Source organism: Celeribacter sp. (genome assembly GCF_048259695.1).
Classification (GTDB): domain Bacteria; phylum Pseudomonadota; class Alphaproteobacteria; order Rhodobacterales; family Rhodobacteraceae; genus Celeribacter.
On sequence record NZ_JBLXHL010000001.1, the window covers coordinates 475,147 to 490,044 of the forward strand.

Genomic DNA, 14,898 nt, shown 5'->3' on the forward strand with positions numbered 1-14,898 from the left:
GATCATGTCCCCGCGATCAGGGCAACGTTGCCCCCTGCGGCGGTGGTATCGACGCACAAATGGCGCTCGTGCATCACGTGGCCCGCATCCGGCACGGTGGTGACAAGCGGCACAATCGGCCCATCGCGCCGCGCCAAAGCACGCGCATAGTCCTGTGCATCCGCGCCCCAGTAGATCACCCCCGCAATACCGTCGAGCGTCTCCAGAACCTGTGCGGCAAGGCGGCCGTTGGTGTGAACGGCAATCCCGCCCAACCGCTCAACGGCCAGAACCTGTGCCTCGGCACTTGCCCGGGTCGGCCCCAAACACAGGACCGGGCCGCGCGGCAGGGTTGTCAGCGTGTTCGCCTCTCCCGTTGGCCCCGGCATGGCAACCGCGTGGCGCGTCATGTCGTCCACACCGCGCGCCGCCTCATGGATCAACTGTTGCAACTCCTCGCCTGTGTCGTTGGTGTCCCAATCGCCCGCCGACACGCCCGCCACCCCCGCGCAAAAACGCGACAGGTAGAGGGGGCCACCGGCTTTTGGTCCTGTCCCCGACAAGCCCTCGCCACCAAAGGGTTGCGAGCCGACGACCGCGCCAATCTGGTTACGGTTCACATAGACGTTGCCCACATGCATTTTGTCCGCGATTTCCTGAACACGGCTGTCGATACGGGTGTGCAACCCGAAGGTCAGCCCGTAGCCACGTGTGTTGATCGCGTCGATCACCTCATCAAGCTTGGTCGATTTGAACGTTGCGACATGCAACACGGGGCCAAAAACCTCGCGCTCCAGATCGGCAATCCCATCGACCTTGATCAGGCAGGGCGCCACGAATGTACCGTCCTTGGGCGGCAAGGTGCGATACAAAAGCCGCCCGCCCTGAATGGCCTCCCCGATATAGGTGCTGATCTGGTCACGGGCCGTGGCGTCGATGACAGGGCCGACATCCGTGGCCAACGCCCACGGATCACCCACGGCCATTTCGTCCATCGCGCCCTTGATCATCGCAATCAACGCGGGCGCAATGTCCTCCTGAACATACAGGCACCGCAGCGCCGAACACCGCTGTCCCGCCGATTGGAACGCGGAGGCCACGATGTCACGGGCGGCTTGCTCGGGTAAGGCGGTGCTGTCGACGATCATCGCGTTCAACCCGCCCGTCTCCGCAATCAGCGGTGCATTTGGCGCGAGGTGCTCGGCCATGGTCGCACGGATGCGCAACGCCGTGGCGGTCGAGCCGGTAAAGACCACGCCATTCACACGCGGGTCACGGGTCAACGCCGCGCCAACGGTGGCCCCCGCCCCCGTCAGAAGCTGCAACGCCGCGGGCGGCACGCCCGCCTTGTGCAACAAGTCCACGGCCAACGTCGCGATGGCCGGCGTTTGCTCGGCCGGTTTGGCCAACACCGCGTTGCCCGCCGCCAATGCCGCCGCAATTTGCCCCGTGAAAATCGCCAGAGGGAAGTTCCACGGCGAAATGGCCGTCACACGCCCGAGCGGGATCACGTCCCCCAACTCCTCGGCGCGGGCCGCGTAATACCGCAAGAAATCAACGGCCTCGCGCAACTCGCCCACCGCATCGGACAGCGTTTTACCGGCCTCACGGGCCAGTGTGGCAAAGATCACCCCGAAGTCGGCCTCATAAAGATCCGCGGCGCGGCGCAAAACATCGGCGCGGGTTGCCACAGGCGCGGCCCACGGCGTGGCTGCATCCAGCGCCCGCGCCACCGTTTCGGGATCCGCATCGATCACCGTGCCGACCGGCGCGCCCGTTGCGGGGTTCACCACATCGCGAGTGTCCCCCGTGGCCGCCCCCACAGTCCGCGGTGCGGCAGCGGGCAACACAGCCGCATCACGCGCGGCATAGATCTCGGCCAAGACCGTCTCATCCGTCAAATCGAACCCGCGCGAGTTGGCCCGCTCGGCCCCGAATAGCGCCGACGGGGCAACAAGCCCGTCATGGACCGCATGTTCGCGCAGCACCTCGAACGGATCTCGCGCGACCTCTTCGGGGGTGACATCCTCATCAACGATCTGGTTGACGAACGACGAATTCGCTCCGTTTTCAAGCAGGCGACGCACCAGATAGGCAAGCAAATCGCGGTGCGCCCCGACGGGGGCGTAAATCCGGCATCGCGCCTTTTCATCGCGCAACACGATGTCATGCAACCGCTCCCCCATGCCGTGCAGCCGTTGGAATTCATAGGCCTGCCCGTCCGCCATTTCCAAAATGGCAGCGACCGTGTGGGCGTTGTGCGTGGCGAATTGCGGATACAGGCGGTCGGCATAGCCAAGCAGCGTTTTCGCATTGGCGATATAGCTGACATCCGTGGCGCATTTGGTGGTGAACAGCGGGAAATCGGCATGGCCCTCGACCTGGGCGTGCTTCATCTCCGTGTCCCAATAGGCGCCCTTCACGAGCCGCACCATCAGCTTGCGATCAAGGGCAACCGCCGTGGCATTGAGCCAGTCGATCACCGCACCCGCACGGCGCCCGTAGGCCTGAACCACGACACCGAACCCGTCCCACCCCGCCAGTTCGGGGTCGGACAGTACGGCATGGATCACCTTGAGCGACAACACCAAACGGTCTTGCTCCTCGGCATCGATGTTAAAGCCCATATTGGCCGCACGGGCCTGACGCGCCAGATCACGGACAACCGGCACAAGTTCGGCCATGACGCGGTCTTCCTTGGCCACCTCATAGCGCGGGTGCAGCGCCGACAGTTTTACCGAAATTCCGGGGTTGTCGCGCACCGAACCCTTGTCACACCGCGCCGCGATATGGGTCATGGCGGCCCCATAGGCCTTGGCATAGCGCCCCGCATCGGCAGCGGTCATCGCCGCCTCACCCAACATGTCGTAGCTGTAGGTGTACCCTTTCGCCTCCTGACGGGCCGCACGTTCAAGCGCCCCGTCAATGGTTTGACCCAATACGAACTGACGGCCCATTTCCTTCATCGCGCGCGACACGGCGGTGCGGATCACCGGTTCGCCCAACCGTTTGATTGCGCCGCGCAATGTCCGCGCCAATCCCGGCTTTTCATCATCCAGAACGCGCCCCGTCAGCATCAAGGCCCATGTCGAGGCATTGACCATCGGCGAGGACGCCGCCCCGAGGTGACGGCTCCAGTCAGACGGTGCAATTTTATCCTCGATGAGGTCGTCCATTGTTTCGCGGTCCGGCACACGCAGCATCGCTTCGGCCAGACACATCAGCGCGACCCCTTCGCGGGTCGATAGCCCGTATTCGGCCAGAAAATGTTCCATCAGTGTTGGCGCGGATTCCTTGCGGATGCGCGTCACCAAAGTGGCCGCACGGCGCGATGTGGCGGCACGCATCTCGTCTGACAGGGCGGCCCGCGCGATCAAATCGCCCAGAACCTCCGCCTCGGGGCGGCATTTTCCAGTGGCGAGCGGGTCAGACACGGCGAAGGGGACAAAGGCAGCATTCATAGGGTGTACCAGTTCTGGAGGAATACATTTCCCTCATACTACGGCTTTGCCCTCGCGCTTGGCGCCCTATTGATGTAGGGTTTGTAGTCAGGTTGACCATTTTTTAGCCAAAAGGCAGTCCACATGAAAACCGCGCTTGATACCTTTGACCGTAAGATTCTCGACCTGTTGACGACCGATGCACGGATGCCGATCACGCAACTCAGTGCGCGGGTGGGCCTGTCAAAGACCCCCGTCGCCGCGCGAATCAAGCGGTTGGAGGACGATGGCATCATTACCGGATACCGCGCCGTTCTCTCCACCACACAGCTCGGGTTGAGCCATGTGGCCTTTGTCGAGGTGAAGCTGGCCGACACCCGTGAAAAGTCCCTGCGCGAGTTCAACGCCGCGGCCAAACTGGTCCCCGAAATCGCGGAATGCCACATGATTGCGGGGGGATACGATTATCTTCTCAAAGTGCGCACAACCAATATCGAGGCCTATCGCGCCGTGATGGGCCAACGTATTTCGGCCCTGCCCCATGTGGTGTCGACCTCGACCTATGTGGCGATGGAGACCGTAGTCGAACAGACCAATCCGCCGATTTCGACGATCTAGGCCGCGCGTCATATATGGCCGCACGCCGCCCCTGTCCCGCGCAACGAAAAGTCGCCGGCAAAGTTAAAATCTCCAACTAACATACTAGAAGTGCGGATCAGCGCGTGATACAGTGGCCTCTACACGGTGCGCCCTGCCACGTCACTCACATCACCGCGGCACGGTGCCTTTTTACACGGAGACTTCGAATGCAAGAAAGCTGGCGCTGGTACGGGCCATTGGACAAAATCGCCCTGTCGCAGATCGCACAAACGGGTGCGGGCGGCATTGTCACGTCCCTGCACGAAATTCCGTATGGCGAGGTCTGGTCGCGCTCCGCCATCGCGGCGCGCAAATCACTGATCGCCGAGGCAGGTCACGGGCAAATGTGGAACGTGGTCGAAAGCCTCCCGATCCACGAGCGGATCAAACGTGGCGACGGCGACCTGTCCGGCCTCTTTGCGACCTACCGCCAAAGCATGGCCAACCTCGCCGCAGAGGGCGTGACGACCATTTGCTACAACTTTATGCCACTGATCGACTGGACCCGTACCGCATTGGCCAACCCGTTGCCCAACGGCGGCACGAGCCTCCGGTTCGATCAGGCACAGATTGCGGCACTCGAACTGCATATGTTGGAACGCGACGGGGCCGAGGCCGATTTCAGCACCGACATTCAGACACGGGCCAAAGCGTGGTTCGACGCCTCGACCGAGGATGATCGCGAGGCCTTGATCAACGCCGTGATGGCGGGCCTCCCCGGTGCCTATGACCGCTACGATGTCCCCGCCCTGAAACAGGCCCTGACCCTTTATGACGGGATCGGGCGCGACGATATCCGTGCCAACTACGCCCGCTTTCTGGCGGAAGTCATCCCCGCGGCCCAAGACCTCGGCATGTCATTTTGCGTACACCCCGATGACCCGCCGCGCGACATCTTCGGCTTGCCACGTGTGGTGTCCTGCGCCGACGACATCGCGTGGGTGTTCGACCAACAGGACGCGGTGGAAAACGGGCTGACGCTTTGCGCGGGATCGCTCGGCGCGAACCCCGCCAATGACGTCCCCGCCATCGCCCGCCGTTTTGCCGAGCGCATTCATTTCGTCCACCTGCGCAATGTGCGCAAAGATCCCGATGGATCGTTCGAGGAGGCCGCGCACCTTGAGGGGGACACCGATATGGTCGCCCTCATCGCCGCCCTTCTGGCGGAAGAGGCACGGCGCAAAGAGGTCGGCCGCAGCGATACCAACCTGCCGTGGCGCCCCGACCACGGCCATGAGTTGCTGTCGGACATCGGCGCCGGCACACATCCGGGATATCCGTTGATCGGGCGGATGCGCGGTTTGGCCGAAATGCGCGGGATCATCGCCGCACTGCGCGACGCGAACGTCACCTACGCCTGACCCGCCCCCCTTATCACACGAAAAACGGCGCCTCCTCCTTTGCGGGGGGGGGCGCCGTTCTTGTTGGGTCGGGGCATCTGTTTGGGGCGTCGCCCCCTCAGCTGCCCTGATGGCGCAGCACAACAACAACCGTTTTCAACACGGTCTTGATGTCACCGGCAAAGCTCAGGTTTGCATAGTACTCTTCGTCAAACTCGAACCGCTCGGCGAATGTCGAGGCATTGCGCGAGGACACTTGCCACGCACCGGACACGCCGGGGCGCAACTTGAAATAGGCGGCGGAGCGGCTGTCGGAATACAAGGCTTCCTGTTCTGGCATAAACGGGCGTGGGCCGATCAGGCTCATGTCCCCCACCAGAATATTCCAGAACTGCGGCAATTCATCCAGTGACGTCGCCCGAAGGAATTTGCCGAACCGCGTGATACGCGGATCATTGGCCAGCTTTTGGAACGCGGTCCATTCTGCCGCAATATCAGGGTCAGCCGCACATAAATCAGCCAAACGTTTATCCGCATCTACGGCCATTGTTCTCAGCTTCAAACAGGAGAACAATTTACCGTTTTTGCCGACGCGCGACTGTTTGAAAAACGCAGGCCCGCCATCGCGCCGGATAATCAGTGCAAAAACCAGAACAAGCGGAAAAACAATTGGCGCTGCAACCAAAACAAACAAAAGGTCAAAGACACGCTTTCCGCCCGATCGGTAAATCGAAGGCAGTCGCGTGCGTCGTCTCGAAACAGTGTCGCCCAAATAAGCCATTGGCCCCCCAATGAAGAAAAAAATAACAGCCCTAGCCTAATTCAACACAACCATAGTCAAAACAAAAACAAACCGCGGCACAGGCATGCACACAATAATGCAACCGATAGCGGCGAAAACCGCGTACTTGCCCAACAAATAGCCATTTTCACTATCGAAGTCCACGTCTGTTTCTTTGAGATACACGCGAACCCCCTTTGACCATTGGCCGCGCGGCCTGTGGCCGGCAATTCGCCCGCCCCATGCGCGCACCTGTGCAAATGGCGCAATCTGTAACCGCAACAGCGCCACAGGCCGCAAACATCCACGCCACGCGAGGAAGCCTCTCGTTTCGTTACAAAAATCGAAAACAACAGAGCAACGCAGGAAAGACAGCGTCGCGCAAAAGACCCCAAACCGCCCCGTGGCGCACAGGGGGCATGGCCCGCGGATAAATAGATGTAAAATTGTTCATTCTTTCTTTATCTTTACGCATTTCACGACAGAGCAGCCGCAATTGTTTTGATTTTCTTGAAACTCTTTCCTCACCACGACAGGCTGATTCCGCCGAATGGCGCATGACGTGGCGTCCCGCACAATGCTATGTCGTAAGGCAACCACCGCTCATGCACTGTCGCCATCCAACGGATGACACGTGTGAAATGATGACACCAAGAATGTGAGAGATATCCATGCCCAGTGACAGCACTCCTCCCCACCTCGAGATCCGCCACGGCTTGCAGGTCGACGCTGATCTGGCACGCTTCATCGAGACCGAAGCCCTCCCTGACACGGGTGTGGACGCTGATGTCTTTTGGTCCGGCCTGTCGACATTGGCGCATGAATTTGGCGGCACCAACCGCAGCTTGCTTGAAAAACGCGCGGCAATCCAAACGCAGATCGACGCGTGGCATATCGCACGGCGCGGCACGGCACATGACGAAGACGCCTACAAAGCCTTCCTGACCGAGATCGGATATCTTCTCCCCGAGGGCGATGATTTCTCCATCGAGACGGCAAACGTCGATCCCGAAATCGCAACAATCGCGGGGCCGCAACTGGTCGTGCCTATTACAAATGCCCGCTTTGTCCTGAACGCCGCCAATGCCCGTTGGGGCAGCCTGTATGACGGGCTCTACGGCACCGATGCAATGGGGTCGTTGCCACCCGCCACAGGCCCGTTTGACACGGGGCGCGGGGCCCGCGTTGTCGCCCGCGCAGGCGTGTTTCTGGACGAGGCCTTTGCCATCACCGGCACGAGCCACGGCAAGGCCACACAATACACCGTCGAGGGCGGCGCGCTGTTGGTGGACGGTTATCCGTTGGTCGATCCCGACAAGTTCGAGGGCTACACGGGCGACGCGTCCGACCCATCCTCTGTGGCGCTGTGCAACCACGGGCTTCACGTTGAACTGGTGTTCGACCGCACCCATCCGATTGGCAAAACCACGCCCTCCGGCCTCGCCGATGTCCGCCTTGAATCCGCCGTGTCGGCCATCATCGATTGCGAGGACTCCGTGGCCTGCGTCGATGCCGAGGACAAGATCGTCGCCTATCGCAACTGGTTGGGCCTGATGAAGGGCGATTTATCCGAAACCTTTGAAAAGGGCGGCAAATCCGTCACCCGCGCATTGAACGCCGACCACACCTACACCGGTCGTGACGGGACCGCGATGACGGTCAAGGGGCGCGCACTTTTGTTGGTGCGCAACGTCGGTCACCTGATGACCAACCCCGCGATTCTGGATCGGGACGGGGGCGAGATTTTCGAGGGGCTGATGGACGCAATGGTCACGACCCTGATCGCCATGCACGACCTCAGGAAATCGGACGGCATGCGCAATTCGACCCACGGGTCGGTCTATGTCGTCAAGCCAAAGATGCACGGCCCCGAAGAGGTCGCCTTTGCCGATCAGATTTTCTCCCATGTCGAGCGCACACTTGGCCTGCCGCAATACACCGTCAAACTCGGGATCATGGACGAGGAACGCCGCACCAGTGTGAACCTCAAGGAATGCATCCGCGCCGCCAAATCCCGCGTTGCCTTTATCAACACCGGTTTTCTCGATCGCACCGGCGACGAGATCCACACCTCGATGGAGGCCGGACCGTTCAGCCGCAAGGATTTCATCAAGCGCAAGGGATGGATTTCCGCCTACGAGGACCAGAACGTCGATATCGGTCTGGAATGCGGCCTGTCGGGCAAGGCACAGATCGGCAAGGGCATGTGGGCCGTTCCCGACAAGATGGCGGATATGCTCAGCTCGAAAATCGACCACCCCAAAGCGGGCGCCAACTGTGCATGGGTGCCAAGCCCCACGGCGGCCACGCTGCACGCGCTGCACTATCACCAGATCGACGTCTTTGCGGTTCAGGCCAAACTGGCCAAGGGGGGGCGTCGCGCCCACGTCGATGCCGTGCTTGATATTCCCGTGGCGCAATACCGCCGCTGGACCAAAGACCAGATCTCCCGCGAAATTGAAAACAACGCGCAGGGCATCCTTGGCTATGTGGTGCGGTGGATCAATCAGGGCGTCGGCTGTTCCAAGGTGCCGGACATCAACGATGTCGGCCTGATGGAAGACCGCGCAACCTGTCGCATTTCGGCGCAACACATTGCCAACTGGCTCCACCACGACATCGCCTCGACCGACGAGGTGATGGAAATCATGAAAAAGATGGCCGTGGTGGTGGACCGTCAGAACAAGACCGACCCGCGCTACACACCGATGGCCCCTGCATTGGACGGGATCGCGTTCCGGGCCGCCTGTGATCTGGTGTTCAAAGGACGCGAACAGCCCTCCGGCTACACAGAACCGGTTTTGCACGCACGCCGGCTTGAACTCAAAGCCCGTTAAGCCCTTCGGGCGGGGCCTGTCCCCGCCCGCCTTCACGCACGCCCCATAGTTTGAGCGATTAGGAGCCACTATGTCACCCAAGTATTACGCCCCGACGGGGGGGCATCCGAGCCAGACCCAACTTCTGACGGACCGCGCCATTTTCACCGATGCCTATGCCGTCATTCCCAAGGGAACGATGCGCGACATCGTGACAAGCTTTCTGCCGTTTTGGGACAAGACACGCCTTTGGGTGCTGTCACGCCCGCTGAGCGGTTTTGCCGAAACCTTTTCGCAATACATCATGGAAGTCTCGCCACAGGGCGGCTCAGAGCGCCCCGAACTGGACCCCGCTGCCCAAGGCGTGTTGTTCGTGGTCGAGGGGCAAGCGACACTGACGGTGGACGGCCACGAGCACCTTCTGGATGAGGGCGGCTATGCCTACCTGCCGCCGGGCACCAACTGGACGCTGCACAACAAAACCGATGCGATGTTGCGCTTTCACTGGATCCGCAAAGCCTATGAGGCGGTCGACGGTCTGGACATGCCCGACGTCATCATCACCAACGAAAACGATATCGCGCCGACCGTGATGCCCGATACCGATGGCAAGTGGGCGACGACACGCTTTGTCGATCCGGCCGACCTGCGTCACGATATGCATGTCACGGTTGTGACCTTTGAACCGGGCGCGGTCATTCCGTTTTTGGAAACCCATGTCATGGAACATGGCCTGTACGTTCTGGAGGGCAAGGCCGTCTACCGTTTGAACAACGACTGGGTCGAGGTCGAGGCGGGCGACTACATGTGGCTGCGCGCGTTCTGCCCGCAAGCCTGCTACTCGGGTGGCCCGGGGCAGTTCCGCTACCTGCTATACAAAGACGTCAATCGCCACATGAAATTGCGTCCCTTTTCATAACCTCGGCACACAGCACATCAAAAAAGGCCCGGTCTCGCGACCGGGCCTTTCGTTTTGCCAATTGCACCGGATTATTTGGCTTTGGAGCCAAGCGATCCTTCGCCGTGACCGGACATCCCACCCGAAACCTCTTCGGTCGCTTCGTCCGACAGCTCTTCGGGCAAAATCAGGTTGAGAACAATCGCGATTACAGCCGCCGGTAGAATGCCGCTTGTGGCGAGGATTTTCAGCGTGCCGGGCAAGTATTGCAGCGCATCAGGCTCCAGTTGCAGCCCCAGACCCAGTGACAGGGAAATCGCAAAGATCACCATGTTGCGGCGGTTCCACAGCACATCGGAGAGCATCGAAATCCCCGCCGCGACAACCATGCCGAACATCACAATCACCCCCCCGCCGAGAACCTCGATCGGGATCGACGAGATGATTGCGCCCACTTTCGGGATCAAACCACAGACAATCAGGAAAATCGCACCAATGGTCACAACCCCACGGCTCATAACGCCCGTCATCGCGATCAGGCCAACGTTCTGGCTGAACGAGGTGTTTGGCAGCGCACCGAACAGACCCGAAACCGCGGTGCCAAATCCGTCTGCGAATGTGGCGCCCTGAATCTCCTTGTCCGTGGCTTCGCGGCCTGCGCCCCCTTTGGTGATGCCGGAAACATCCCCCACGGTTTCAACCGCAGACACAAACGACATCGCGCAAAACCCGATGATCGCAGCGACCGAGAATTCGAGACCGAAATGCAGCGGGTTGGGCAGGGCAAAGCTTGCCGCGCGACCGATGTTGCCAAGATTGACCTGACCCAACATGAACGCCACGGCATACCCGACCAAAAGACCGATCAGAACCGCGGAGACGGACAACATGCCGCGCGCAAAGAATTTCAACCCCAAGGTGACAAGGATCACGGTCCCCGCCATCAGCCAGTTCACACCGGATCCGTATTCAGGCGTACCAATCGCCGGCACACCCCCCGCAGCATATTGAATGCCGACCTTTACAAGGGCCAGACCGATCATTGTGACCACCAATCCGGTCACCAAAGGCGGGAGCGCAAAACGGATTTTGCCGATGAACAGGCCGAGCATGGCATGGAACAGCCCCCCCACCAGAATACCGCCCATCAACACGGCAATCGCATCAACGCCCTTGCCCGCGACAAGCGGGATCATGATCGGAATGAACGCAAAGGATGTCCCCTGCACGATCGGAAGCCGCGCCCCAACGGGACCGAACCCGATGGTCTGGAACAAGGTTGCGATGCCCGCAAAGAACATCGACATCTGGATCATGTAAATCATTTGTGGAAAATCGGGGCTGTTTGATCCGAAACCGAAACCGGCCGCCCCGCACACGATGATCGCGGGGGTCACGTTGGAGACGAACATCGCCAGAACGTGTTGAATGCCCAATGGCACAGCCTTGATCATAGGTGGTGTATAATTCGGATCGCGCAGTTGCTCCGGCGTCCCTATTGAAGTGTCAGTCATTGTGTCCCTCTCCTGAGTTTGCCATTCCGTCTTTGTGGCGGATTTGGCGTGTGCGTCGTATTAGGTCGTGCCTCCAATCGTAAAAGGTGTGTCAAACCAGTACTCGTCCAGATTTGCGCCGGACCCGATCCGGTCAACAACAGCAAATAATCCGGGCGCATGGATGGGCGTCAAAACCCCGTGCCATGTGCCACGGTGAAAGTTGATCCCCTGACCCGCAGTGGTCACAAAGGCACGCGGTTGCCCGGGTTTGCCGCCCGCATCGGGGGCGACGATCACGACAAAGGATGTGTGGCTCATTGGCAAAAACGCCTGACTGCCCTCGGGGTGACGCTCCATCATATCGAGGGTCAGCGGCAAGGTGCGCACCTGGGCATCGAACAGGCTGATGCCCGCCTTGCCATCCGAGAAATCAAGCGTTGCACGGTCGTGGTAGCGCCCGCACAGCCCCGCATTGATCATTTTGTCCGGCGCACCGGAGGTGTCCAACACATCGCCAAAGGGCGCAAACGCCTCGGCAGTCAGGGGTTCAAGGCGGATCGTGGTGCTCATCGGGACATCTTTTCAATCAGGCGCAATTGCGCGATCCGCTCCACCTGTTTGCAGGCCTGTGCGAACTCGGTCTCGCGGTCATTGTCGATACGGCGCTGAAACGCCTCCATGATCGTGGCCTTGGTGTTGTCACGCACCGCGATGATGAACGGGAACCCGAATTTCGCGGTATAGGCATCGTTGAGCCGCGTGAACGTTTCGCGCTCTGCATCGGTCAGGGCATCAAGCCCCACGGCGGCTTGCTCGGCGGTCGACTCCGCCGTCAGACGCTTGGCCGCGGCGAGTTTTCCGGCCAGATCGGGGTGCGCGTTCAAAACCCCGAGACGCTGTTCCCCGGTGGCGGCGCGAAACACCCGCGCAAGCGCACTATGAACGCCCGCAGCGGTGTCGTGGCTCGGGCCAAGCTCGCCCGCATATGCACCCTCGGCAATCCACGGGCTATGCTCGAACACGCCGCCGAATTCCGCCACAAAGGTCGCGCGGTCCATCTCCGACGGGCGCACTGTTCGCACAGGCGGGTGCTCTTTGGCCCAATGTTCGGCAATCTCGAGACGGGTGGCGAACCAGACACCGTCATGGGATTTGAAATAGTCCAACACACGCGCCAAGGCCGCCGCACGCCCGGGGCGACCGATCAGACGGCAATGCAAACCGATGGACAACATCTTCGGCTGACCGCTTTCGCCCTCGGCATAGAGCATATCAAAGCTGTCTTTGAGGTAGGATTCGAATTGATCACCGGTGGTATAACCCGCCTGAATGGCGAACCGCATGTCGTTACAATCCATCGTGTAAGGCACAATCAACTGGTCCACATCGCCAAACTGCATCCAGTACGGCACATCATCGGCGTAGCTGTCCGCGACATAGGCAAACTGACCCGTCTCCGCCGTCAGGCGCACGGTATTGTTGGAACAGCGGCCCGTATACCACCCGCGTGGCGGGGTGCCGACAACCTCGGTATGGAGACGGATCGCCTCGGCAATCTGGGCGCGCTCTTCGTCCTCGGGCATGTCTTTGTGCTCGACCCATTTCAGACCGTGACTGGCGATTTCCCAACCGGACGCAATCATCGCGGCCACCTGTTCGGGCGCACGGGCAAGCGCGGTGGCGACACCATAAACGGTCACGGGGAGATCCCCGAGCAACCGGTGCACACGCCAGAACCCTGCGCGCGCCCCGTATTCATAAATCGATTCCATATTCCAGTGGCGCTGACCGGCCCATGGCTGTGCGCCGGTGATCTCGGACAGGAACGCCTCGGAGGCGGCATCGCCATGCAGAATGTTGTTTTCACCGCCCTCTTCGTAGTTGAGGACGATTTGAACGGCGATCTTTGCGCCATTCGGCCAGTTTGCAGCCGGAGGCGTCGCGCCATAGCCGGTCATATCGCGGGGGTAGCGGTACACAGGATGTTTCCTCTCAAGATTGCTACATCAGTAAACCAAATAATTTATTCTATTATCAAAAAAAATTATAAGGAGCCTTTTGCTTCGCGCTTTTTGCGCATTGCCGTGCAGTCTGCCTATTATTATGCGACTCTCAACTCTCATCGCGCAAACCTCAAAGGAGAGGCAATCTATGTCCGGATACTTAACGACACACGTGCTTGATACGGCGCGGGGATGCCCTGCGAGCGGGTTGAAAATCGACCTGTACAAGGTGGACGGCGACACCCGCACACAGATCACCTCACTTGTCACCAATGCCGACGGGCGCACGGATGAGCAAATTTTACCCGCCGCTGAATTTGAGGTCGGCGTCTACGAATTGGTGTTCCACGCAGGTGCGTATCTTGACGCGATTGGCATCCCGCCCGAAGAGCCACGGTTCTTGGACGTCATTGCGCTGCGGTTCGGCATGTCCGAGGCGTCGCATTACCACGTCCCGCTCTTGCTCTCGCCGTTCGGCTATTCGACCTATCGCGGCAGTTGAGCCGTCAATGAACTGTTGCGCACCGCTTCGCTGATCCGCTCGATCACGAACTCCATAAAGAGCCGCGTTTTAGGGTCTTGGCGTCTTCGATGTGTATAGAGACACGCCATCTGGATCGGTTCAGGTGGCGTTTTCGTGGCCACAGGAATGAGCCGCCCCTCTTTGAGGTGGTCGAGAACCTCAAAGATCGGTTTCATCGCGATACCATTTCCCGCAAGCGCCCAATCGGTCAGCACGTCCCCGTCATCGGACTCGTAGCGTCCGCCCACACGAAACCGCTTCGGCCCTTCGTCGGTGATCAGCCGCCATTGGAATTCGGTCGCCCCGGGGAACCGCAGGTTCAAACACTCATGCTTGTCCGCAATGAGTTCCGCCCCCGTAGCAGGGTTTCCATGCGCCTCGATATAGGCGGGTGAGGCACATAGAATGCGCTCGATATCCGCGATCTTGCGAATGCGCAGGTTGCTATCCTCCGGCTGGCCAAGAAAGAACGCCAGATCAAGACCCTCGGTGGTCAGATCCACCTTGCGGTCGGTCAATCGCAGCCGGATGTTGACCTCCGGATAGGTGTTCAGAAATTCGCGGATCAGCGGCGCGATCAGGCGGCGCCCGACCCCGAGCGGGGCCGCGACATAAAGTGGACCTTTGGGGTTCTCTGTGATATTCACCACCTGTGCCTCGGCGTTTTCCACCGCCTCGAGGATTTCACAGGCCCCGCCGTAAAAGGCCTTGCCATGCTCGGTCGGCGTCAGACTACGGGTGGTGCGTTGGAACAGCCGCACACTCAGATGCACCTCGAGCTGTGAAATCCGCGACGAGGTCACCGCCGGGGAAATACGCAAATCGCGCCCTGCGGCGGACATACTGCCTAATTCATAGACTCGCACAAACGTGCGGATGTTATCGAGGTAGGACATTATTCGGCTTTTTTTGATGCTGCTTGGTATTTACAGACAATACCTGAACACTTGAAATTAACCTAGAGTGGTTTGAGTATTTCGTCT

At 60.1% G+C, this 14,898-nt stretch carries 11 protein-coding genes; 5 read left to right on the forward strand and 6 right to left on the reverse strand.

Features of this window, described 5'->3' with window-relative positions; translation table 11 throughout:
* Positions 1–2 precede the first annotated feature (2 nt).
* A complete protein-coding gene (gene putA, locus ACN0Q0_RS02295) occupies positions 3–3,440 on the reverse strand; it encodes a bifunctional proline dehydrogenase/L-glutamate gamma-semialdehyde dehydrogenase PutA (protein WP_417241732.1) in 3,438 nt (1,145 codons plus the stop codon).
* Positions 3,441–3,563: 123 nt separating this feature from the next.
* Here putA and ACN0Q0_RS02300 point away from each other — a divergent pair, with 123 nt between their 5' ends.
* Together ACN0Q0_RS02300 and uxuA are read left to right on the forward strand one after the other, a co-directional pair.
* A complete protein-coding gene (locus tag ACN0Q0_RS02300; protein WP_417241733.1) occupies positions 3,564–4,037 on the forward strand; it encodes an Lrp/AsnC family transcriptional regulator in 474 nt (157 codons plus the stop codon).
* A 188-nt stretch (positions 4,038–4,225) separates the two neighbouring features.
* Positions 4,226–5,419 (forward strand): mannonate dehydratase, encoded by a 1,194-nt coding sequence (uxuA, locus tag ACN0Q0_RS02305; RefSeq protein ID WP_417241734.1) that lies wholly within the window; start codon positions 4,226–4,228, stop codon positions 5,417–5,419.
* A gap of 97 nt (positions 5,420–5,516) precedes the next feature.
* On the opposite strand, the gene ACN0Q0_RS02310 is transcribed toward uxuA, so the two are convergent.
* Positions 5,517–6,179 (reverse strand): sugar transferase, encoded by a 663-nt coding sequence (locus tag ACN0Q0_RS02310; RefSeq protein ID WP_417241735.1) that lies wholly within the window; start codon positions 6,177–6,179, stop codon positions 5,517–5,519.
* A 671-nt stretch (positions 6,180–6,850) separates the two neighbouring features.
* On the opposite strand from ACN0Q0_RS02310, the gene ACN0Q0_RS02315 reads away from it, so the two are divergent.
* Positions 6,851–9,016 carry a malate synthase G gene (locus tag ACN0Q0_RS02315; protein ID WP_417241736.1) on the forward strand — a complete coding sequence of 722 codons (2,166 nt, stop codon included), beginning with the start codon at positions 6,851–6,853 and terminating at the stop codon, positions 9,014–9,016.
* 70 nt (positions 9,017–9,086) lie between these two features.
* A complete protein-coding gene (locus tag ACN0Q0_RS02320; RefSeq protein WP_417241737.1) occupies positions 9,087–9,914 on the forward strand; it encodes a bifunctional allantoicase/(S)-ureidoglycine aminohydrolase in 828 nt (275 codons plus the stop codon).
* A gap of 71 nt (positions 9,915–9,985) precedes the next feature.
* Here ACN0Q0_RS02320 and ACN0Q0_RS02325 read toward each other — a convergent pair whose 3' ends face one another.
* Genes ACN0Q0_RS02325 through puuE form a run of 3 tightly spaced genes read right to left on the reverse strand, consistent with a single transcriptional unit; the run spans position 9,986 to position 13,368 of the window.
* Positions 9,986–11,407, reverse strand: coding sequence for a uracil-xanthine permease family protein (locus ACN0Q0_RS02325; protein WP_417241738.1), 1,422 nt, complete (start codon positions 11,405–11,407; stop codon positions 9,986–9,988).
* Positions 11,408–11,467: 60 nt separating this feature from the next.
* Positions 11,468–11,959, reverse strand: a complete 492-nt coding sequence (locus tag ACN0Q0_RS02330) for an ureidoglycolate lyase (RefSeq protein ID WP_417241739.1) — start codon at positions 11,957–11,959, stop codon at positions 11,468–11,470.
* A complete protein-coding gene (puuE, locus tag ACN0Q0_RS02335) occupies positions 11,956–13,368 on the reverse strand; it encodes an allantoinase PuuE (protein WP_417241740.1) in 1,413 nt (470 codons plus the stop codon). Before puuE ends, ACN0Q0_RS02330 begins: the two co-directional genes overlap by 4 nt.
* A gap of 172 nt (positions 13,369–13,540) precedes the next feature.
* Between puuE and uraH the strand changes: the two genes are divergently transcribed.
* Positions 13,541–13,894 carry a hydroxyisourate hydrolase gene (uraH, locus tag ACN0Q0_RS02340; RefSeq protein WP_417241741.1) on the forward strand — a complete coding sequence of 118 codons (354 nt, stop codon included), beginning with the start codon at positions 13,541–13,543 and terminating at the stop codon, positions 13,892–13,894.
* On the opposite strand, the gene ACN0Q0_RS02345 is transcribed toward uraH, so the two are convergent.
* The gene (locus tag ACN0Q0_RS02345; protein ID WP_417241742.1) at positions 13,879–14,811 is read right to left on the reverse strand and encodes a LysR family transcriptional regulator; all 933 of its coding nucleotides are present in this window, start codon (positions 14,809–14,811) and stop codon (positions 13,879–13,881) included. The two genes, uraH and ACN0Q0_RS02345, sit on opposite strands and share 16 nt — an antisense overlap.
* Between the last annotated feature and the right edge of the window lie 87 nt (positions 14,812–14,898).